This window comes from Paraburkholderia sp. RAU2J, assembly GCF_003634845.1.
Taxonomy (GTDB): Bacteria; Pseudomonadota; Gammaproteobacteria; order Burkholderiales; family Burkholderiaceae; genus Paraburkholderia; species Paraburkholderia fynbosensis.
Genome location: NZ_RBXG01000001.1, coordinates 2453448 through 2475951, shown reverse-complemented (window position 1 = coordinate 2475951; position 22504 = coordinate 2453448). Strand labels below are relative to the sequence as shown.

At 57.1% G+C, this 22504-nt stretch carries 14 protein-coding genes; 4 read left to right on the top strand and 10 right to left on the bottom strand.

The features are described 5' to 3' along the window. Window positions 1–487 precede the first annotated feature (487 nt). Window positions 488–1447 (top strand): EAL domain-containing protein, encoded by a 960-nt coding sequence (locus B0G69_RS11305; RefSeq protein ID WP_158608934.1) that lies wholly within the window; start codon window positions 488–490, stop codon window positions 1445–1447. Window positions 1448–3107: 1660 nt separating this feature from the next. On the opposite strand, the gene B0G69_RS11300 is transcribed toward B0G69_RS11305, so the two are convergent. The 7 genes from B0G69_RS11300 to B0G69_RS11265 all read right to left on the bottom strand — a co-directional run bounded on the left by B0G69_RS11300 (window position 3108) and on the right by B0G69_RS11265 (window position 18121). Further along, a complete protein-coding gene (locus tag B0G69_RS11300; protein WP_241991306.1) occupies window positions 3108–6326 on the bottom strand; it encodes an ATP-binding protein in 3219 nt (1072 codons plus the stop codon). A 92-nt stretch (window positions 6327–6418) separates the two neighbouring features. After that, entirely contained in the window at window positions 6419–7084 is a 666-nt protein-coding gene (locus B0G69_RS11295) for a response regulator transcription factor (protein WP_121319320.1), read from the bottom strand. Between the two features lie 1682 nt (window positions 7085–8766). Next, window positions 8767–10089, bottom strand: a complete 1323-nt coding sequence (locus B0G69_RS11290) for an HlyD family efflux transporter periplasmic adaptor subunit (RefSeq protein WP_241991305.1) — start codon at window positions 10087–10089, stop codon at window positions 8767–8769. After that, on the bottom strand, window positions 10086–12194 hold the full coding sequence (locus tag B0G69_RS11285) for a type I secretion system permease/ATPase (protein ID WP_121316957.1): 2109 nt from the start codon (window positions 12192–12194) through the stop codon (window positions 10086–10088). Before B0G69_RS11285 ends, B0G69_RS11290 begins: the two co-directional genes overlap by 4 nt. Continuing rightward, a complete protein-coding gene (locus B0G69_RS11280; protein ID WP_147440722.1) occupies window positions 12191–13615 on the bottom strand; it encodes a TolC family outer membrane protein in 1425 nt (474 codons plus the stop codon). Before B0G69_RS11280 ends, B0G69_RS11285 begins: the two co-directional genes overlap by 4 nt. Window positions 13616–15783: 2168 nt before the next feature. Next, window positions 15784–17049 carry a BNR repeat-containing protein gene (locus B0G69_RS11270; protein WP_121316950.1) on the bottom strand — a complete coding sequence of 422 codons (1266 nt, stop codon included), beginning with the start codon at window positions 17047–17049 and terminating at the stop codon, window positions 15784–15786. 61 nt (window positions 17050–17110) lie between these two features. Next, window positions 17111–18121 carry an IS30 family transposase gene (locus tag B0G69_RS11265; protein ID WP_241991359.1) on the bottom strand — a complete coding sequence of 337 codons (1011 nt, stop codon included), beginning with the start codon at window positions 18119–18121 and terminating at the stop codon, window positions 17111–17113. Window positions 18122–18715: 594 nt separating this feature from the next. Between B0G69_RS11265 and B0G69_RS11260 the strand changes: the two genes are divergently transcribed. From B0G69_RS11260 to B0G69_RS11250, 3 genes are all read left to right on the top strand, one after another. Further along, window positions 18716–19174 carry a CopG family transcriptional regulator gene (locus B0G69_RS11260; protein ID WP_121316948.1) on the top strand — a complete coding sequence of 153 codons (459 nt, stop codon included), beginning with the start codon at window positions 18716–18718 and terminating at the stop codon, window positions 19172–19174. An 84-nt stretch (window positions 19175–19258) separates the two neighbouring features. After that, a complete protein-coding gene (locus tag B0G69_RS11255; RefSeq protein WP_121316946.1) occupies window positions 19259–20377 on the top strand; it encodes a PHB depolymerase family esterase in 1119 nt (372 codons plus the stop codon). 29 nt (window positions 20378–20406) lie between these two features. After that, entirely contained in the window at window positions 20407–20595 is a 189-nt protein-coding gene (locus B0G69_RS11250) for a hypothetical protein (RefSeq protein WP_121316944.1), read from the top strand. Window positions 20596–20743: 148 nt separating this feature from the next. Here B0G69_RS11250 and B0G69_RS11245 read toward each other — a convergent pair whose 3' ends face one another. The 3 genes from B0G69_RS11245 to B0G69_RS11230 all read right to left on the bottom strand — a co-directional run bounded on the left by B0G69_RS11245 (window position 20744) and on the right by B0G69_RS11230 (window position 22269). Continuing rightward, a complete protein-coding gene (locus B0G69_RS11245) occupies window positions 20744–21043 on the bottom strand; it encodes a mechanosensitive ion channel family protein (protein WP_241991304.1) in 300 nt (99 codons plus the stop codon). A 44-nt stretch (window positions 21044–21087) separates the two neighbouring features. After that, window positions 21088–21597 (bottom strand): GAF domain-containing protein, encoded by a 510-nt coding sequence (locus B0G69_RS11240; RefSeq protein ID WP_121316942.1) that lies wholly within the window; start codon window positions 21595–21597, stop codon window positions 21088–21090. A gap of 246 nt (window positions 21598–21843) precedes the next feature. Continuing rightward, window positions 21844–22269 (bottom strand): TOBE domain-containing protein, encoded by a 426-nt coding sequence (locus tag B0G69_RS11230; protein ID WP_121316938.1) that lies wholly within the window; start codon window positions 22267–22269, stop codon window positions 21844–21846. Between the last annotated feature and the right edge of the window lie 235 nt (window positions 22270–22504).

Genomic DNA, 22504 nt, shown 5'->3' with positions numbered 1-22504 from the left:
TCACATCGTCATTTTCCTGATTTCCTATCGGAACTATCGCCAGCTCAGGCCTCGAGGATAGCATTCATCCGGCCGTCCGAATTTACGCGGCCGCGGTCAATCCGCTTGGATATGTGTCAATAATTCACAATACACTCCAGGAGACTGCGTATCATTTTTCAAGAAGATTCGCGAGTGCGAAGCTTTCTACCATTAGTCTATTTTCGTCCATTTGATAGTTCGTCATCAATGATTCCGTTTGGTTTAGTGGTTCTTTCCGCGATCACGGGTCGATTACGGAAAGACGGATGAGGGCCGTCGGTCTGGCCTCTTTGACTGCCGCGCAATCCTGTCAACGTGGTCGCGTCTAATGTGACATTGCTCTGCGAAGATGGAGTTGGGCCTGCCGCAGCGGGTATAACGCGCGGGACCAGGTCAATTGCTCCAATGACCGACAGACTGGTTTGACCTTGCTTCGAGGTACTTTGACCGGATGGGGGCTACGCAAATGCAGGAAACGAACGCGAAAATCTCTTATGAGCAGTTGCTCGACGACTTGCAAACTTCCTCCGCGCTGATTGGCGAGTCCAGGTCGGGTCTATTAGGTCATTCCTTGACTGCTTGTGTCAAAGTACTAGATCCCTCTCCTCCGGGGACGCTTACGGATCGTACTGAGGTCGATCACCTCGACATCGTCGATCAGCTTGAGCGCGGATTGGAACGAAACGAATTCATGCTCGTTTTCCAGCCAAAACTGCGAGTGCCAGAGGAAAGACTATCTGGTTTTGAGGCCTTGTTGCGCTGGCGTCATCCCGTCCACGGTATCTTGACACCTACATCGTTCATCCAGACCGTAGAAAGCTCCGGCCTATCGGGGCGTTTTACCGATTTTCTTTTGGAAAAATCCGCAGAGACGCTCTCTGACTGGGCTGCATGCAAATACACTACGCTGTCGCTCACAATCAGTCTTTCGCACCAAGAATTAACGCGAGGGAATCTGCCAGGAAAGTTGCTCGCGTTGCTCGCTTCTCATGCCGTTGAACCGGCAAAACTGCAAGTGCAGCTGACGGAGTCCACCGAATCCGGGCCGCTCGATGTACTTTTGGCTGCAGTCGATTCAATACGTGAAACGGGCGTTCAAGTTGCGATTGGCGACTTCGGAGCTGGAGGCTGGCCACCATCCATCTTGCATCGGCTGGCAGTCGATGTTCTAAAGATTGACCGATCATTGATTAGCGGCGTTCCCGGAAGTTCAGAGGCAACGAACGTCCTGGAAGTACTTGTTCGACTTGGTCAACGCCTTGGGAAGCAGATCGTTATCGATGGTATCGAAAACGAAGCGCAGCTCACTTGGACAAAGAGCATGGCAAATGTCGACTGCCAAGGTTCCTATATTTGCATGCCAGTTCATGCAGCGCAGATCGATGATCTTGTCGAGGGGCACGGCCTCGCAATGAGTTCACGATAGATCTGACTGTGGTGACGCTCGCGGCCGTTCAGAAGTAGTATTCATATCGGGATGACCTCCTTGCGACACAAGGTTTCAGTTTTTCCGCTCGTGGATTCTAAACGGTACGTTGAAGCGCGCCGCATCGATAGGTACAGATAGTTCAGTAGCCAGTTGAATTTCCTGCAGCCCTCCTTCCGGTTTAAACCGATTCCATGACAATTTTGTATGACATCATACAGGTGAGAACATTTCATATAAATTCGATATAAAAAAGAAATCCACAGGCCTAATCTGTGGTTCAACATCCCTTCCACGCACAGAGATATCTATGAGCCCATCCAGCCTGATTGAGGTGACGAATTTGCACAACCGCGCCGGTCTTTCGCGTCACAGTCACTTCCGCCTGCAACCGTTTCGCCTTACCGCTTCGCTGCGAAAGCTGTTCGCTATCCTCTTACACAACAGACTTTCTGATTGATTGTTTACGGCTACCGTTGCGTGGCCGCCGAAAATTGGTTACCAATCCAGCCTTGACGGTACTTGCTCATGAACTCCTTACACGCCCTGATAGTGCTATCTGCAATGTTGGTTTTGTATTGCACCGTTGTTGCGTGGTTTGACTAGCAGGTTGCTGAAACGTTGTTGCGGCGACGTATGCCATCCGTTTCAACAAAACTGATTCTTGAGCTGTCACCGGATTTGCGTGTCATGCGGCGACGTCCCTAGCTGCATCATAGTAACTGTCAACACATCCTGTATTTGACGTACCGAAGTATTTTCCGCCACTGCATCGTGCTCGGCCATCAACCCGCGACTCGACACTCAATGGCGGCTGACTTACATGCGAATATCTAATCACAGACCCCTTGGTTGAAACGGATTTACTGATGGTTGTCTCGGGTAGCATCCTAGCTCATTCCTGATCGAGTCATGTGATGCCAGAGGGGCGTGATAAGTTTGGCAACGCTATTCATCGGCTGTCTGCTGGACATGTCAGTTAAACCGCAAGAGTATGTGTGCGGTCTCTACTCGGCCTGCGAAGCATAACTCTCCCATGGACAAGATTCTCATTCATGCGACGTGCAGGTCCGTAAGGTCTGTTTGACAACTCCACGCTCAATGATCCGATGCACAAGGTCCGATTAGCGGCGATACGGACATGACGTTTGCTGACGATTGAGCAATCGTTCGTCATTCATGCCTGGAAGGCGGGTGAAGTCGTATTTCATCCAGTCAAACGGCTGCATTTCGATTGATGGGTTGTTGGAATGATCATGGAATTGAATACCGCCCGGACCTCAGCGAAGTGCGCTCGGCCTGCACGTCGCAGAACGCAAGAGCCTTTGCTCTGACATCCGGTTGACGCCACTGACCCAGTTCGGGCCCGCGTTCGGGTATTACAACGAGCGCCATTCTCCTGGCGCGAGTTCGGCGGCAGGGCCGATCATCACAGATCGTCGCACAGGGACCCATTGACCGCATAGATATCAGCGCAGGATCGGTGTAATGGAACCAATCGACGATCACCATGGTGGCGCCACCAGCGCCGTCCAGTGGAGGTAGTTTTAACTTTGCCAAGTGGGCACGCTTTACCCGTTTTTTGAGCGAATCGCCCATGACCAACCGACGGTTCGACTCCTCTGAATATCGTCAGGCGCCGGCGGTAGAGGAAATCTGATCATCCGCACGGCAACACACTTAACTTGCAATAATGCTCGCCTGAAGAGCGCATTTCTACGAGGGCATCGGCAATTGTCAACGCCTGCCGTTCAATGTCGGCAGTCCAAACCTCCGTCTTGGAGATAGTTGCGCGCAGGTCCTGACAACGTTGGAGAAGCAGCGACGGTCCTAGCACCGAGAGCCCCCCCGCCACCCCGTGCGCCCACCTTCGAAGCTGCGCGACACTTTGCGCCTTGACTACTGAATCCAGTTTCGCGACATCCAAATTTGTCTGCTCGACAAATGCCGCCGAATAATCGGTCGGCACAGCGGGTAATCTGGGTACGACCGCCTTGGCGTCTGTCAGGGCATCGCGACCATCTGGATTTGCCGCGGCATCGAGAACCCTCGTCAGTATCGACAGGGATACCGGCTTGGTGAGGTAGTCAGAGAATCCCCGAGCCCTGCCTTCAGCGATGTCGTCCGGATGAGCGCTCGCGCTGACGGCATAAATCGGCGTTGAGACGCTTTTGTTCCGAACTGCATCAATCAACTGAAATCCGTTCAGGACAGGCATATCGATATCAGTCAGCACGATGTCCACCGACCGTTTCGAAAGCATCGACAGCGCCTCGCTGCCATTGACGGCCTCGATGACGTTTGCACCCAAGGTGCTAAGCTGGTCACGCAACAAACCCCGATTCAATAGATTATCTTCTGCAATCAGCACGGTCAATTTTTCGAAATTACGTCTGGCAGGCCCTGCTTCTTTTGCCTTTTTTGTGAGCGTCCGATCAAGGACAGCGGACTCCAGCATCTGCGTAGCCGTCCTGATTCCTGAGAGGCTGTAGACTGAAACTGCCACGCCACCGTTGTCGCTCGGAATCGGCACCAGAGGACCATCCTGCCCCACCCACACGATACTGGCCGGATTTCCCCACCACCGAATGACATCAGCCGGGTCAAACTCATCCGCGACAAGCAGATAATCATAGCGACCATGATTAACGGCGTGACGTGTATCTGTAAAAACAGTCACGGTGGCCGCCTCCGGATCAAACAGATTTGTCAGCCATTCCCTATATTCGTTAGCATGGCAAATAATAGCCGGATTGTAGTTCTGCAAAGTCCAGTCCGCTCCATTTGGCGTGCCGTCCATCGAACGAAGCGGAAGCGTAACCGCGACGCGGGTTCCCACTCCGACGGTGCTTTCCATCATGACGAACCCTCCCATCAACTCGCAAAGCCTTGCGGTAATGGACAGCCCAAGTCCGGTTCCTCGCGCCTGCCCAAGGCGATTGCTATCCCCTTGCATAAACGGCTGGAATAGTTGCGTTTTGAGCTCGTCCGGTATGCCGATGCCCGAGTCGGCAATGCTGATCGCTAGCGACGAGTCAATCCACTGCACCCGTACTACAATCTTTCCGGACTGCGTAAACTTGAAGGCGTTGCTCAAGAGATTTGTCACGATCTGCGATACACGTATCGGATCGAAAAGCAATCTTGAAGGCACGGCTCGATCCAGAACAACATAGAATTTCAAGCCTTGCCTGACGGCGAGATGCGCATGCGAAAGGACAATGCGACCTATGAGATCTGTCACAGATCCCCATGTTTTATTAAGCCTCAATTCCCCCACATCGATTTTCGAAAAGTCCAGTACATCATTCACGACGTGCAACAGCCCAGCAGCGGAGATCTGCATGGCATGCAAACGCGCCTCCTGCTCTGGTACAAGCGGTCCGAGCTTGAGCAGTTCGATGTTACCGACGAGCGACGCCAGCGGTGTGCGAATCTCATGGCTCATGGAAGCAAAAAAACTCACTTTTGCTTTCGCGGCGACTTCTGTGGTCCGCTTGGCTTCACGGAGCGCCTGTTCGGCGAGAACATGTTGAGTCGTATCGGCGATCGCGCAAAACAGGACATCTTCACGGTTGAGGATCGCGGGTGCGTAGGTAATCTCCAAGTGCAGGCTGTTAAGCCCCTCCCTCTCGATAGGGAATGAGAACTGGAAGATCTTCGCGCCTTCCGCTAGGGAGAAAGAGGTGTTATCGATGCCCTGTTTTTGAAATTCCCGGCTCAGTGCTGCTGGCAGTTTCATATTCGTGTTCGCGATTCTCAGTACATCACGAGCGATCTTGTTTGCCAGCACGATTTCCGAGCCGTCTTTCCGGACAATGCACAAACCGACAGGCGTGGCATGCACCAGAAGGTGATTGAGCAATTCGCTTTCAAGCGCGCGAGCGGCCTCCGCATAGGTCCGAGTCAAAAACTGATAGTTCCAGTAACGGAACATGGCAAGCAGGAGAATCACCAGCGCTACTGTGGTGGAGAGCACCAGAATAAGTCCGCATCGCATCTCAACGATCTGTTGGCGCAACGGCACAATGCGAAGGATATGCCCGAAACCAAACATCGGCGCCGGCCGTCGCATCACCCAGCCATCGCTGGGAATCCAATGGAAGTGGCCATACTGAAGCGTGCTCGCGCCTGTCCTTGTGTCTATCTCTGCCGCCTGTTCCGGCGTAACGTGTCCGATAGCTACTGTCCCGCTATTCGTCACTACGACGGGATCGGAAATCGAGGTGTCGTCGGTGCCAGGTTGAAGAACGTCTTTCAGATCTAGCGTGGTCACCACCATGGCGTAAAGCGCGCCATCCTTGAGGACAAGAGACGCCCCAATCATCCGCGACAAATCGCTTCCCGTTGTTTTGGGCGATCGCAGCCAGACGATGCGCTTTTCACGCGCAGCGATGAGCGGATCCAGTGCCAGGGAACGATATTTTTCAAGGACCGCGTCGACCACTTCCCGGGCTCTTCCCTTCGATAACGAGTTGTAGGCACGTGATGGCTGTGGTTGAAAAGCGTGCCCATATATCGCGTGCCCATCCGTCAGAATCAACTCGAAATTGAGTTTCGAACCTGCCGCCAGAAAAAGCTGCGCTGCCGCCGCGCAACTCGACATGAGGATCGACCGCGGCCCTTGCATGGGAACGCCAGCGACACACTTGTCGTCGGCGTGGTGGGGTGTCTCAGGCAGGAGAACGCCGCTTGCCCGAAGCGCGATGATCACGCTGACCGTCGTGAGCAGGTTGTTTCGTTCCTGCAGCTCGTGGGCGAGATTCTGTATGGCTAGCCGCGTAGCCCTTTCCTCCTGGTCGAGCGAATCAGCCAGTCGCCCTGCGATCGTCACAACGGCTGCGGCAAACGCGCCGATAATCAACAGGATGATTACCATCGAAAAAACGCGCCGCTCCCGCTTTAAATTTCTTTCTATCGAATGGAAGGCATGTAGAGCAGGATCCCATGCACTCCTGGACATCAATCGCATCAGGTCAGTCCCTGCTCTTGCGCATACTTCACCAGATCCGCGTTAGTCTCCACATGTAACTTGCGCATGGCCGAACGCTTTTGCGTAGCCACCGTGGTCGCTGTGCGATTGAGCTGTTGGGCGATCTGCGTGACAGACAGCCCCATACCAAACAGGCGAACAACCTCGAGTTCCTTCGGGGAGAGGTCCGGAGCCCTGAGAAATCCTTCCGCGGTATTGCCATCCTGAACGAGCCACTGGGTAATGCCTGGAGATAGAAATGTGCGTGCGTTCAAATCCGAACGCACCGTGACGCAAGCCTGCTCGATTACTGCCGATTCCTCGTCCTTACCCACGATGCTCGCGACGCCCATCTTGCAAAGCTTTTGCAATACTCCGCCGTTAGTGAGCATTGTAAAAACAATGATCGGCGTAGAAGGGTAATTCCGCCTGAGTCTCGCGATAAGGCGAAGTCCGTCTTCGTCGGCGGTGCCCCTCTGCATCGAGAAATCCGTAACGATCAGATTGCATTCGACTCCCGTGAGTATTTCCAGAAGCTCAGTCCCGGATTTAACGATCGCGGCGATTTTGAAGCCGGGAATCGCGTCGATTGTTTGGGCAACGGCCCTGCGAACGACCGCATGATCGTCCGCCACCACAACGTGGACAATGCGCGTAGAGTTCATAAGGATGACATACCGATTGAAAATGCAATTGATTTCGTCGGATTGATGTTCTTCATCATCGTATTCCGCCAGAACGTGCCAAACAGGCCGTCGAATTTGCCCCTTCGGCAACTCCGCGGAGCGCAATGGTGCCTGCGACGGGAGCGATTTCATGAGCGAGTACCGCCTGCAAGGAGACACCGCAAGTCGCGCGCAACGATGAACGTTCCGGCGACTGTGCAATCGCAGACCCTATATGCGACATGCCAGCTATCGGATCAGGCGTTTCATCTGCACATGTATAGGGAATCATTTCGGCGGGGACGAGACAATCTGAAGGATGCGGTAGACGGTCTATCCTGACATTCGATAAGTCGGCCAGCATTTCAAGCCGACTATGGTTGCCAACCCGCCGACGAACATGGCGCCAATGCGAAGCATGGCACCGCAAGGAGCGACGCGGCGAGTCACCACGATAGCAGGACTGCACAGCGCGGCACCTGCCCACACGCGCTTTGCCTGCAAAAGTTACCGGGCAAATTGGCAATTCAGCAGAAAGTCGCATGCGGGAACCTTGTGCATACTGATCGATCGTCCCGATTCGGGGCTTTCAGCATCCCGCCAGATGAATGACAACGTCGGTCGGACCTGCGGGCATCAATAGGTTAAAGCATGAGCGGATTCAAGAAATAGCGCTGCGTCGATGCCATAGTCGATAGGTAGCCGTGAGAGGCCTGCGTACGTTACAGGCTGTTGAGTATTTCTTATCCACCAGTGAAGATCGCCAGCGAGCCGAAGTCACGCGGACACATACGGTGCGAAAGTAACTTCAAACGTCTTTCTTACCGAGATCTTTCACGCATCAAATGAACCGTACTATTGTGGCGTATGTCGAATTAATTTTTGTCACGAAATGTCAATTTTTCGTCGGCACCGACACGCTCCTACCGAACATGCGGTCTGGACACGATCGACTGTAAGGCGAAATCACCCGTGGAGAAAAAGCATTAGCCGAACGCGTGAAGCCCACTGTCGATCATGGGTTGTGTAGCGGCAGGAACTGAACCGCGCCGAGTTTTGTGGAGGCTCCAACTTTTGAGAGAATGGAGCCATGAACTAGAAGGCAACCGGGTTTTCCCCGGAAGTGCGGGAACGCGCAGCTTAAACCGACCGGCCTCCACGATTCCCGCCGCGATTCGGCTCATCGAGCAAGGAAGAGCCGTGGACGGCAACCCGCACGCGTGCGTTCACGTTCGCCAATGGAAGCAAAGTCGTTGTCAGGGCGCATGAACCGATGCTAACGGACAGCGACGGTCTCACGTTCAGGCGGTTCCTGACGGTGCCCGTTGTGACGTTGGTCAGCACCGCTGGCAAGGTCGTAGTCGGGTTCAGTGTCGGTGGCGGTGGCCCACCGGGGCTGCCGGGTGAGCGGGTGGAGTGGTTGGCGGACTCCCTAGCTCGATAGCGGTCGCAAGGAGCTATCACACTGATATGCACGGCACAATTGAATTCCATCGCGGGAAAGCGATGACAGTGATTGAGGGACCCGGAATTTTTCATCTCCCGCTTTCACGCGACTGCCGCGACAGCGTGGAAAAACGCTTTAGCCCGTGAATTGCGGATCAACAATCTCGGACTGCTTAAGCCAACGCAGCTACCGTAAAAAGACAACCGCCCGGCAGAGACGGGCGGTCCTGATGATATTACCGCTCGCGCAACGCTTCTTTCCCCCTGTTCAACGGCTTCATCAGATAGGCGAGTACGCTTTTGCGTCCGGTCTGGATGTCCACCGTTGTTACCATCCCCGGCACGATTGAAAACATCTTCCCGGCCTTGTTCACGAGATGGTCGGCGTCCGTACGAATGTAGACGCGGTAATAGTAAACATCCCGTTTGACATCGTCCTGAATTGTATCCGGCGAAATTACAGTCACCTTCCCCTTCAAGCCGCCGAAGATCGAATAGTCATACGCGGTAATCTTCACCGATGCGTCCTGCCCAGGATGCAGGAAGGCAACATCGCGTGGTGAAATACGTGCCTCAACCAGCAACTTGTCATCCAGCGGCACGATTTCCATCAGCTTCCCGTTCGGCGGAATAACACCGCCCAAGGTGGTGATCGCAATATCTTTCACGATACCTCGAACCGGCGACGTAAAGGTCAAACGGGTAAGCGCATCCTCGCGCCCTCGCGTAACTGAGCGTTGCGTTTCAACTTCGGCATTCGCCTTTGCAAGTTCCTCCCGAGCCTTGACCAAGTAGTCATTGCGCAAGTCATTCTGCTTGCCTTCCAGCTCATTGATCTGCCGCTTAAGCCGCAAGACTTCCACCGCACTCGCGGCGCCCTGCGCCACCAGTGGCTCGGTCAGAGAAAGCTCGCGGCGCACTAGTACAAGAGTCTGTGATAGATCGTTGAGGCTGCTGGAAAGTCCATCACGCCGCGAACGATAGAGCGCGGTCTCGCTTCGAACCAGATTGGCATCTTCCTGAACGTGCTCGGGAAATGTCAGCGGCGTACCATTCACTTCGGCCGCAAGCCGGGCTGCCATTGCCTCTGACGCACGCAGCTTCGATTCGCTTTCGTCGACGGTCGATTCGGTTCGTGTGCGATCCAGTTGAGCCACCACCTCGCCGGCGTTCACGATATCGCCTTCCTTGACCGGCAGCTTCACCAGGATTCCCCCCTCCAGCGACTGAATGACCTGCTCTTTGGACGTCGGAACGATCTTGCCTGTCCCACTGGAGACCTCATCCAGGTTAAAAAACGCCGCCCACGCCAGAAACGTGACGATCAGCCCCGCGATCAACCATGTCACCAGCGACGACTTTGGCAATGGCGAATCAGACCGCGCAGCAATGGGATGCGCCGCAGGCACCGAGCCCGGCAACTTCGTCGCCATGCGGCGCGGACCACCCGTTACTTCACCATGCGCCGTCAACTGTGTCCGGTTAGCCGCGTCAGCCGACGGTCGGTTTCCTTCCGGTTTCTTTTTAATCCCGTCAGGCCGATTTTCAACTTCGCTCATCTGGACAGTGCTCCTAGTACTTTTTCCTTGCTGCCGTCCATCACGATCTGCCCGGCATCCACAACGATGACCCGATCAACCATCCTGAGCACCGACATGCGGTGGGTCGCTACGACAAACGTGCGAGGACCAAGCCACGCTCCCAATTCTTCGATGACGTGGTGCTCGCTCATTTCATCGAAGCTCGCCGTTGGCTCATCGAGCAGCACGATCGACGGCTCCCGCAACAAGGTCCGCGCCAGCAGCAGCGACTGGCGCTGGCCGCCGGAGAGCCCCAATCCCCCTTCAAGGACCATCTCATCCAGACCATTGGGACGCGACTCGACGAATGCCATCGCACCGGTCATGCGGAGCACCTTCAGCACTGCCTCGTCTGTGGCAAGCGGCATACCAAGCACAATGTTGTCTCGGACCGTTCCATGGAACAGTCGGGAGTTCTGGGTCAAAAGACCCATGTCTCGTCGCACGTCAGCTGGATCAATCAGTCCCAGCTCCGTGCCGTCCAACGTAATGCGTCCCTGTTGGGGCGCTTGCAGTCCAGCAAGCATTTGCAACAGCGTCGACTTGCCCGCGCCCATGCGACCGAGCAGTGCAATCTTCTCCCCTTTGCCGATATGCAGCCGTGCGATCGACAGCGCCGGCGCCTTATCGTCCTTGCCATACTGGAAGCGCGCGCCCTCGATCAAGTATTCGCCGCGCAGCGAAGACCGCTGAACCAGTTTCGACCGGTCCGGCTGATCGACCGGACGTGCCATCAGCTCATCCAGGCCATTGCGGGCTACCTTAGCCTGCTGCCACCGCGCAAAGAGAGAAGAGAGTTGGGCCAGCGGCGAAATCATCCGTGACGCGAGAATCGACGTGGCCACGAGAGCGCCCGTTGTCATTTCGCCTTTCATCACCAGAAAGCTTCCGCACAGAAGCACCAGCGCGTAAGTAATGCTCTGCACTTCCTGCGTCCACGTCATGAGCAGGCTGGTCAGAAAACGCTGGCGCATGCCAACACCCGCGGCCACGCTGTTGACGTTATTCCACTGATTCTGGAAACGTGGTTCCGCACGAAGCAACTTGATGTCTTCAATACCTTGCACAGCTTCCACGAGCATCGCGTTCCGCAACGCCGACTCGCGCATGCCCTCATTGGAAAGACGAGCCAGCGGACGTTGGATCAACAGCCCAGGGACGACGAGAAGGGGCACGGCTGCCAGGGCTACGAAAACGAGCGAGCCGCCGACTGCCCACAACACAACCAGAAATAGGACAAAGAAAGGCAGATCGGCGAGCGCTCCAACCGTCGTCGACGTCAGCAATTCGCGCACCTGATCGAGCTCACGAACCTGGGCAATGAAGCTTCCTGTGGACTTCGAGCGGGCATCGTTCCGTATCCTTAGCGCGTGCCCAAACACGACGTCAGATATCTTCAGATCGGCGCGCTTTCCGACGACATCGGAAATATGGGTCCGTGCTACGCGGAGGCCAAATTCAAATGCAATCGCAATCATCACTCCGCCAAACAGTACCCATAGCGTGGGTTCCGACTGCGACGGAACCACGCGATCATAGATCTGCATGGAGAAGGTCATGCCGGCCAGCGCAAGCAGGTTGGCAAAGAGCGACGCCAGGATGACGTCACCGTAGCGGCGCCAGTCGCGCAGAGCGATCTCCCAGAACCAGTTCGCCCGGTACGGTCGGATATAGTCATCCACCCGCGCATCCGCAACCGAATTCTGGGGCCGAAGGATCGCGATGCGCTTTGCGCGCGAGCGAACGTCATCGATCGACATCGCTGTTTCAAGCCCGATATCACCACTGATCAGCACACCAAATTTCCCGTGCCCGTCGGATGTGTGCAACACCCCCACGGAGCCGTCATGGCATTCAATAACGAGAGGCAAGCGCCACGGGTCAAGTTGATCAACAGAGAACGGGCATAGACGCAGTTCAAGTCCTGCCTGTCGGGACATATGCTCAAGTACCTGATCGATCGGCGCGCCCTGTTCCCAGGCTAACGAAACGCGCACGCTCTCGGCAGAGGCCGAGAGTCCGTAGTGGCGTGCAACGGCAAGCATTGCATCCAGCCAACGTGTATATTGAATTGGCAGACTCATGGAAGCACATCCATCCCTTGCACAACGGTTTTGTTAAGGCCATAGAACTCACGACCGGCTCCTGTAGCGGCAACGTAGCCAACCAAGTTGATCCAGAAATCATGCTTGACTGACTCCTCGTCAGAGACTGCCTGGAAAAACTCCTGCTCCGCGTTGAGAAGATCCAATATCGAACGCGTACCAAGCTTGTATTGTTCGCGATAAAGATTCCGTGCTTCCGTAATGCTTCGCTTGCGCCTCTCCAGGACGCCGAATCGGCCTTTAGCACCAATCGCGAGTTCTCTGAAGCTGCGCGCGTCGTCGCTACCGTTGAGGCGCGCGACCTGAACCCGCGAACGTGCAGAAGCGAGCGCATTATCCGCTGCCTTTATCTGTGCGCTTAGTGCACCACCCTGGAAGACCTTCCAGGACACGTCGAGCATGATCGACCTATAAGATCCATCGGGCACATAGGTGGACGGATTGACGCCGCTAAGACTTTTGTTTTGCGAGATATCAAGCGTAAGTGTGGGCCAGCGCTGCGCCTTGGCAACGTCAAGCTGTGCAATAGCCGACTCCATGTCTGCTTTGGCGGCTAGCACATCCGGTATGCCGTCCGTATTTGGATCTGGATTCAGCGCCACCAGCGCGGCCTTATCTTCCGGAAGCGATGCGATCGTGCCGGCGAACCGACCACCGAGCAATGTACGCAAATGTTCAAAGGCCTGCGCTTTTTGCGCGCTTACCTGCAGCAGGTCCGCCTGCGCACTCTGGACTCGCGATTCAGCCTGGATAGGATCAGAGCGCGTACTGACTCCTGCGTCAGCCCGACGCTGCGACATAAGAAGCACTTTCTCAACAGCCGTAACCTGTTCCTTCGCAATCTGCTCCAGCACCTGATAACGGTGTGCGTTGATCACTGCCCCGGCGGTTTGCTGCGCGATCGTATCGATCTGCTTGAGAACGGTGGCCTGTTGGCGGCTTACGCCGGCCTTCGCCTGGTCAACAGCGCCAGATACCTTGCCAAAGTCGAACAGCATCTGGGAAACCGAAACGCTCGTGGTATTGCCCGTACCCGTCAAGGTGGAATTGCCACCGCCAAGCCCTGCCGTGATCTGGGGAAAGTATCCTGCGCGCGCAACGTCGATGGCGCTGGTTGATTCAGCCAGTGTCGCAATCGTGTCGGCAATTGATGGATGACGGCTAACGGCGATGGCGACAGCGTGGTTTAAATCCAATTCTCGATCTAATATATCGGCATCCAGATTAACTTCCGCCTGATCGCCAGCAATCTGCTTCTCGAGTGCTGCGGGGTCGAGCCGGTTGGCACCCCAGTCAAACTTGCCAGAGGGAGCACGAGGCTGACCCGGAGCCTCCGCCATAACAGGCCCGGAGCAAAGAACGAAACACAGGCATGCTGCACCCGACAAATTCAATTTCACAAAAACTCCTTACCGATGCGTCGCCAGGAAATCGTCAAACACGTGGCGCAAAGACTCAATAGCAACGGGCTACTCTGTTGTAGTAAAACTGAGGTAGGACAAAGCGGTCGAATTCTCGAGAACCTCTTTGATCGAGCTATCAGCAGGAGAAGATATCCCGTAGATGCCTGGGCGTCGGGGCAAAAGTTGTGTTGCCGCCACTGGGCTCGCCTAATTGTCTTTGATGCTGCTGAGGGACATGTATTCATGTCGCCGCGTGTGGTTTCCAATATCTCAACACTCAGTCAGAGCGTGGCTCCTTGCATGCCCCTGACGCCCACCCGCTCAATATAAATCGCGAAATGCTTATGTGAAGCCCACGTCCGCCAATCGCATTGTTACTCTATTCCGGAGCACTCTCTATAGAACGCGTTCGATTTCTCAGTCCGAAGTACGTTATGAACCTTGCCTGTGGTCTGCCGATATTCAAGCTGTCCAGCCTGCCGTAGCGGCCAGAGCGAAAAACGACAGGCGCCATGCGCGCTTGCAGTGGCGCGCGGCGATGCGCCGGATTGCCTGATGTAGAAAGAACCTTCGATGAGATGTCGTGTGCGACACAGAGGTTTGTTTAGCGCACGTCGCATGCACCGACTCGTGCACGACGCTACGCGCCAACGCACAATCATATAGCCGGTGTCGTAAGCTTTATCGGCCACGACGTTTTCAGGTTACGGGTTCAGGAAGAACCACAGCATCCCCGGATTGTCCCTACAATTTTCCTTGCGGCTCGCGCTGCGAACTACGCGATGCTGCCACAGCAACTCCTGGCATTCGTCGCTTTCGCACTGGCTACCGCAGTCCAAATAGGCATCAACGACGCTCCTTCGTTTCTCCCCTCCCTATTCCGCGGGCCGCGAAGCCGAAAAATAAGGCGACCAGGCTCATGCAGAGAACGAAGACAATATCCATCGCAACCAGCCACCAATCGAGCTCTCTGAAATACCATATGCAAAACAGTACAACACAAAACATCGTAAAAAATAGCGACAGCAGAAACAATATCGAGTTGTCCAACCAATTGCAAACAGCGACTATCTGCCCTCTGCGCGTCGATTTAATCGATGTTGCACAGACTTTCATCTACAAAACTTCCATAGGCCACTTCGATCTCCGTGGGTCAAACAGGACAATACCCTCGGCCACCCATCTCACCGCGTAGTCAACGACTGACCCACTCATTCAACAAGGGTCAGCGCGGCACAATATGTTTTCATTCGAAATATTTACTGAAGAACTTCTCACCAAATAGCCAGTGGTTCAATGTACCTCACTGCGCCCGGAATTGACATCGAAGGAATTCGAAATCATGAGGTCAGCTGCACGGCGCAGGCCCTGTCTGGTGGATCACATGACCAGAAATAATGGAGGACCAAATCATCCAGCAATACAGATCTCCGGTCGCTCGCTCAGCGCGACATTGCCCGACATGGTCCGACTTTGCATGACCCGGATCCAAGCACTCACTTTCGATGCGAATCTGCCGGCTGACTTGGAGTGCGTCGGGGAACACTACATTGGCACGCCGCAAACGAGCGTTCGTATGAAGAAGATCACAGTAAGGGGCGCCGCACGGGCTTTTGGGTAGCCTGATGGTCCCGCGCGAGGCGACCGAACCGGTTCAAGCTGCAAAAGCTTCGCTGTACCACACTCCCTCGGTCGCAACAGTGTAAGTCCTTTGCCTCACTCCAGCTTGATCACCTGCAGTTCCATGTCGTTATCGCGTCCGGCCTGCGCAGCGTCTTCGCCGTGTATCCACGATTCGCAAATGCCACCTCGACGGTTTGTCTCGTTACCAACCGGACCTGGCCCCCAGCTCTGCCACTTGCGCGCGCCTGTTCATTCGTCCGCGTTCGCGCACCATCAACAACTACCCCAAATTATCGCCCGCAATGTGGACCCTGCCACCGCGTTTGCGCTTGCTTCTGTCATTGCCCGAACCGCACGCTGGCTGCTTTCGCAGGCTGACTGCATCTGTGGGGCCGTCCAGGATGGCCCCACTGATTGCCCCTGCAGTGCGTGCGCTACACGTATGATCGAACACAGGTCAAGACAATGTTCTCGAAGCTGGCCGCGTAGAACCTGCGATTCGCGCAGCCAGGTGCGGCCTGGCGGATGCACGTAGCAGAAATTCACCGATCGCTGTTCGGCACCAGATAAAGACCCGAAACAAACCGGCATCCCGCCGACGACCCTGCCGCCTGACATTCTCGCGGCCGGTCGTGATTGTCTGGCGGGAGCGAACCCCACACAAGCGAATACGAGGGTGGCGATCCTCCATTATCTGCAACAGATGCGCGCGTAAAACGGAAAGGAGCTGGGAAGCTGGGAACCGGAACCGCTGCCTTCCACGGGGTTGCTGCGGAAATCTGGGTCGCATTCATCCCGCTGGCGTCAAATGCATATGTCTGCGTTCCATCCCATAAGCTGTAAAACGTTTCTGTCAGCACGTGGCCGGTGCGCGAGACGCCGGAGAATGATATTTTTGCGTCGATCGAACCCGTTCCGGCAAACTCCCAGCGTTGACTCCAGTGCGTAACTGGACCGATATGCCAATGCGTACCTTTCAGAGAGGCATGAAAGATCTGCGAATGGCCATCGGCGTCGTACTTCTGATATGAAATGATGGGCTCATCGCGAAGGCCGAATCCAAGCTTGATGTTATTGAAAAGTCCGGCCTGGGTCGGAACGCGATCGACCAACGTCTCGCTTGACGGCGTCAACGGAAGTTTGACTCGGGTCCCTCGTGCATTGAACCAGTTGACCAGATCGGGAGACCGCGCATAAGAGACGTTGAAGTTCGTCCTTGCATCTGGTGTTTTCCGCCAGACCCAGGCAACATGAAACACGCCCTTGCTGTCACGCTCGAATACAGTCGGATAGGCGCTCGACGAATCCGCGCCCGATCCGCTCGCGAATAGCGGCGTGTTAAACAACCTCCGCCATTGGTTTCCATCGAATCTATCGATGACATGATTGCCGTTGCCGCTTGCGCCCTCCCTATAAACAAAGTACAACTTGCCGTCTTTTGTCTTCAGGAAGGCAGGATACGTCACTCTCGATTCGTCCGATCCCGTCAGAGTGCGTTCTAGCGCGACAGTCGACACATCTCCCACAGTTTTCGTGCGAGCGTACACCAAAGGGGTGCCATGCTCATTTCCCGAGACATGCACGAGCCCGTTGCCGTCAATCGCCAAGGAGATGTAATTGTGCGCGTCCCACCCAGCGAATCGGCTATTGAGTCGCTGCTTCTTTATCGAGCCATCGGTTAGGTCAATCTGCGCCACCGACAGGTAGCGATCTACATCGTAATAGCCTACGTAGATTTTTGAACCGCTCTGCATCGCCGAAAACGCTACTCTTGTACCGGCCCATACACCGTCTATCCGCAGTGGCATAAAGCGCGCGTTTTTCGTAGCGAAAACCTGGCGGTTTCAAGAGTGAAGCGCAACAGCGGGTTTAATGTTTAGAGCGTTGAGGTTGACTTGCTGAAGCAAGGGTCGCGGCGAAGACCTCGAATGGCGAATGGAAAGCATGAGTTGCACGAGGTCGGCTGTTCAGACTGTCGGCGATAGCGTCAAGTTCGTCCTGACTGTAGACCGAAAGGTCCGTGCCTTTGGGCAGATACTGGCGCAGCAGCCCGTTGGTGTTTTCGCAAGTGCCGCGTTGCCAGGGACTGTGCGGGTCGCAGAAGTACACCTTCACGCCGGTTGCGGCGGTGAGTTCTTTATGCCGCGACATTTCTTTGCCCTGGTCGTAGGTGAAGCTCTGCCGTAATGGCGCAACAATCGAATTGAGTTTGGCGGAGAAGCCGGCCAGCGCTGAAGCAGCGGTGGCATCTTCCATCCTGGCAAGCAGCACCAGACGGCTGGTCCGTTCGACCAGTACGCCTACCGAGGACTGGTTGCCGGCACCCTTGATGAAGTCGCCTTCCCAGTGCCCAGGCAGCAGTCGGTCTTCGATTTCGGGCGGCCGCACATGAATACTGACCATGTCGGGAATCTGTCCGCGCCGGTCTGTGCCCCGTGTACGCGGCATGCGCGTGCTGTCGCCATGGCGCAGGCACGCAATGAGCTGACGGCGCAGTTCGCCGCGCGGCTGGGCATAGATAGCCGTGTAGATGGTTTCGTGCGAAACCTGCTGGGTCGGGTCAGTCGGATACATACGCTTCAGTGTGCCCGATATCTGCTGGGGTGACCATTTCCACTCGAGCAGAGTGAGAACGATGCGCCAGCAGACGCTTTGCAGGCAAAGCTTTGTGGGGCTGCGACCCGCGCTGCGGCGTGCGGCACTGAGCGCTTCGGCCGACACGGACGCGTAGCCAGCAGGCAAGCTGTTTCGCGCCAGTTCACGGCTAACGGTGGCTGGCGAGCGCCCAAGTATCCGGGCCATGGCCCGGATACTTGAACCCTGCAGATGCAGGCTTGCAATGGTCAGACGCTCTTCAGGCTGAAGTTGCTGGTACTGAATTCTCGCGCATCGCAACACCTTCTACGAGACAAGTGTTGCACTTCAGATTTGAGGCCGCCAAGGGATTCGATAACTCCGGCCACTTCTTCGGCGGCGCCCACTGCACGAATGAATTTACCGCAGTAACCATCGCACCGACTCGACGGGACAGTCTGGACCCGACACCAGGCCCAGGGCAACGATCATCGGCAAGCACGTTGAACGGTTGATTTCCCCAGGCGGGAGTCCCGGTCGCCGCCTGATTCTCGCGATTGCGCCGAGCCGTGCAAACCGACCCGGACATGCAATACGTCCTCATCGATGAACCCATCATTGAGCAGGCGCCTGGTCATCACGTTCGATGCCTTTGTCACTTCTCGTGCTGAACTCGAACGAACGCGTCGATGCCAACGCAGTAGCCGGCATTCGCTACCACGGCAGGCCCCGCTTCGTAGGCTTCGACCATGCCCAGCATCATGCCGCGGTTTCGTCAATATGGCCCCGACGGCACTGCTGCAACAGATCTCCCCGACGCTGCGCCGGCCCCTCTGACCCTCAATTTCCCATTTGACGCCCATCGATCGAGAGGCGTATAACCATCCCATTGGATGTTATATGGATGGCGTCAGGAAGCCCACTGGAGTCAACGTGCCCAAACTCAATCTCGTCGACAGCTCCCGCCCCAAAGGCGGCGAAACCGAGAAAATCACCATCAACCTCGGCCCGATCGACCTCGGCCAGATCGATCTGCTGGTCGAAGAAGGCTTTTACACGAATCGCACCGACCTGATCCGCACGGCGATCCGCAATCAGCTTGCCGTGCACGCGCAGGTCGTCACGGAAACCGTGACGCGCCGCGCGATGGTGCTCGGCTTGCAGCACTTCTCGCGACAGGATCTCGAAGCTGCTCAGGCCGCGCACGAGCAGTTCGACATTCACGTACTCGGCCTCGCCAGCATCGCCGCCGATGTGCCACCCGAACTCGCGGCAGCCACCATCGCGTCGGTCGTCGTACTGGGTGCATTTCACGCGTCGCCGGCGGTCAAAGCGGCGCTTGCCGGCCGCATCAGCTAGGGGTTTCGCTCGACTCATCGCATCGCTGAACTCGGCATGTCGCCGGTTCACTCATGCCACCACACAAAGGCAATGCAACCCACCATGAACATGAACGAAGATTTCCTGAAGTCGATGAAAGACGCCTTCGATCTGCTGCGTACGAAAGGTCCCCAGGAAGCGACCGCCGCGGTTCAACGCGCGCTCGCGGGCGCCAACGCTCAGGGGCGCCACGCACAGACAGCGCAAACGCAAGCGACGGCAAGCGATTGGACGCGAGCCTGGACCGACGTTCAAACCGGGACACACGCACAGGCGCGGCCACACCGCCACGCGCGCCCGCACGCCCCTGCCCCCTACACAATCGACGCCGACACACCCGGCGCCTTCAGCGCTCACACTTTCAGCAATAGTGCGGGCCAGCGTCAATACAAGCTGTACGTGCCGGCTGTCTACAACCAAGAACCGATGCCCTTGATCGTCATGCTGCACGGCTGTACGCAGAATGCCGACGACTTCGCGGCCGGCACGCGCATGAACGAAATGGCAGAGCGTCACGGCTTCATCGTCGTATATCCGAATCAATCGCAAGCGGCCAATCATTCGAAATGCTGGAACTGGTTCAAGCCTGCCGATCAACAGCGTGAGCACGGTGAACCGTCATTGATCGCGGGCATCACGCGCGAAGTGATGACGCGCTATCGCGTCGATGCCGCGCGCGTGTACGTGGCGGGTCTATCGGCGGGCGGCGCGATGGCGGACATCATGCTGAAGACCTCGCCCGATCTGTACGCCGCCGCCTGTGTGCATTCCGGGCTCGCCTACGGATGCGCGAAGGACCTGCCCTCCGCGCTCGCCGCGATGAAGGGTGGCAAGCCGTCGCGCGCCCGCATGCGTGCCGCACCGCAGCGCCCGCTGATCGTGTTTCATGGTGATGCGGATACGACGGTACATCCGTCGAACGCCCTTGAGCTCGTTGCGAGCTTCGAGGCAAACGCCACGACGGTCGCCCCGCCGCCGGCGGCGGGTGCGTCAGGAAATGGACGTACTGCGACGTTGCAGCGACTCGTCGCGGAGAACGGCGTCGAAGCGGAGTATTGGTCGATACACGGCGCGGGGCACGCATGGGCCGGCGGCAGTCAGCGCGGCTCGTACACGGACCCGGCCGGGCCGGACGCCACAGCGGAAATGCTGCGATTTTTTCTCGCTCATCCACGGGCGTAACAAGCGGCGCAGGCGCGACGAGCAAGCGCTTGAACACAGCGCTTCGCTTCGGCTCACCTCAGGCACCGACCCAGCTCGAGGTTCGTGAAGCGCATATCGCGGACGTGGCGTGTTTCGCGCCATCCGCAGTCGAAGTCGACGCGGTAATCGCCTCACTCGCCGACGCTTACATCAGGACGCGCATGTGCGACGCCGAGTCGGCACATAACCGCCTGTAAGCAACTTTAGGCACGCGCGAGCCAAAAACAGCAGGAGGTTCGTGGACCCCGCACCACAACCGCTGGCGCCTTTGTCGCTCAAGGCACTCGAAGCGGACCGCGCGAGAGCGCGCCTCGTATGCCGCGCTCCAACCGCGCGCCACTGTCCTCAGGCCGCCACCGGGCACCCTGCCTGTTCAAGCGCCGCCTGTGCATGCGCCTGCAAATCGCCGCCGGCGAGCGGCACGTCCGGCGTACGCACCCATGCGGCGATGCGCAGTGTCGCACCGCCGTCGTCCGGATAACCGGCGACTGTGACGACCGGCGCAAGCGTCGCGCCGCTCAACACACGCGGGTCGTCGGCGATCAGTTTCTTCAGTTCGCCGATCGCAGCATCGACGTCCTTGCGCTCGGCCAGTTCTACTTCGACCTCGATGCGCTGCGTGCCACCGCTGCTGTAGTTGATCACCGGATTGCCCTACTCCCTGCACACGCGCCCATATACCCCGTCGCTCAGGACCCAGCCGCCGCGCGCGGCAACGCCGCTTCGATGAACACCGCACACAACGCTTCCATCCCCTTCGCGTCTTCCGCATCGAAGCGCGCGACGACCGGGCTGTCCACATCCCACACGCCGATCAACATGCCGTCCGGCGCGACGAGCGGCACGACGATTTCGGATTGCGACGCCGCATCGCAGGCGATATGGCCGGGAAACTCGTGCACGTCGCGCACGACCTGGGTTTGACGGGTCTGCGCGGCCGTGCCGCACACGCCCTTGCCAAGGGCGATGCGCACGCACGCGGGCTTGCCCTGAAACGGTCCGACAACCAATTCGCGGCCATCGTGAAAGTAAAAGCCCGCCCAGTTCAGATCGCTCAGCGAATGAAACACGAAGGCGGAAAAATTTGCGGCGTTGGCGATCCAGTCGGTTTCGTCGGCGAGCAGCGCGCGCGCCTGGGCAACCAGTTCGTCGTAATGCGCGGCTTTGGACAGAGGCGAGGCGGAGGAGACTTCGAACATGACGGCGTCCGTGATGAAAGCGGGAAGAGAACAGCAAGGGTGTGCAGTTTAAAGCAAGCGGGCGGTTAGTTCAGGGTGCGACGCGTCACTGCGCGGCGCGATGCCGTGTCGTGTCGTGTCGCTGCGTACCGTGCCCCGCCGAGCTTGCCGCGCCTTGCATGGCGCGCGCCGCCCACACGCGTCAGCCTCGCCAGTTTCCCGCCGATCACAAGAAACCCGCACCGCGCCGGACCTTCGATCACCGACTTACTGATCGACGCCAATAATCACGCTCGACGCCTTGAAAATCGCGGTCGCCGCTTTACCGCTCGCGAGGCCGAGCCGCCCGACGCTCTCGTTGGTGATGATCGCCGCGATCTGCGCGCCGCCCGCGCTGATCGTGACTTCCGAGTTCACTGCACCCTTCGTCACCGCCGACACCGTCCCGGCGATGCAGTTGCGCGCCGACACCTGGTTCTTCGCGACGTCGACCATCACGATCACCGACGACGCCTTCACCAGCGCAAACGCCTTCTTGCCGGCTGCGAGGCCGAGCGAGGTCGCGCTGCCATGCGTGATGATCGCGACGATCTCCAGACCGTCCTGAGTGCGCAGCGTGACTTCGTCGTTCACGGCGCCGTGTTTGACTTCGGCCACTTCGCCGGCGAATTGATTGCGCGCGCTGGTTTGCATGTCGTGCTCCTTGGTTGATCAGGGCGCCTCGCACTAACATTGCGAGGCGGGGATTCAGGTATGAAACGGCTAGTGGGATGCTGGCCGGCTGCGGCCCGGCGCATGAGGTGCGCTCACGTGTGGCCGCGCTGAGCGCTCCGAATCAGCATGAAAACACAGAAGCGTCGTGCATGAGCATGCATAACGCAGCGCCGGCACAACACCGCGCAATACGGCGCGCGTCGCGAACACCTTA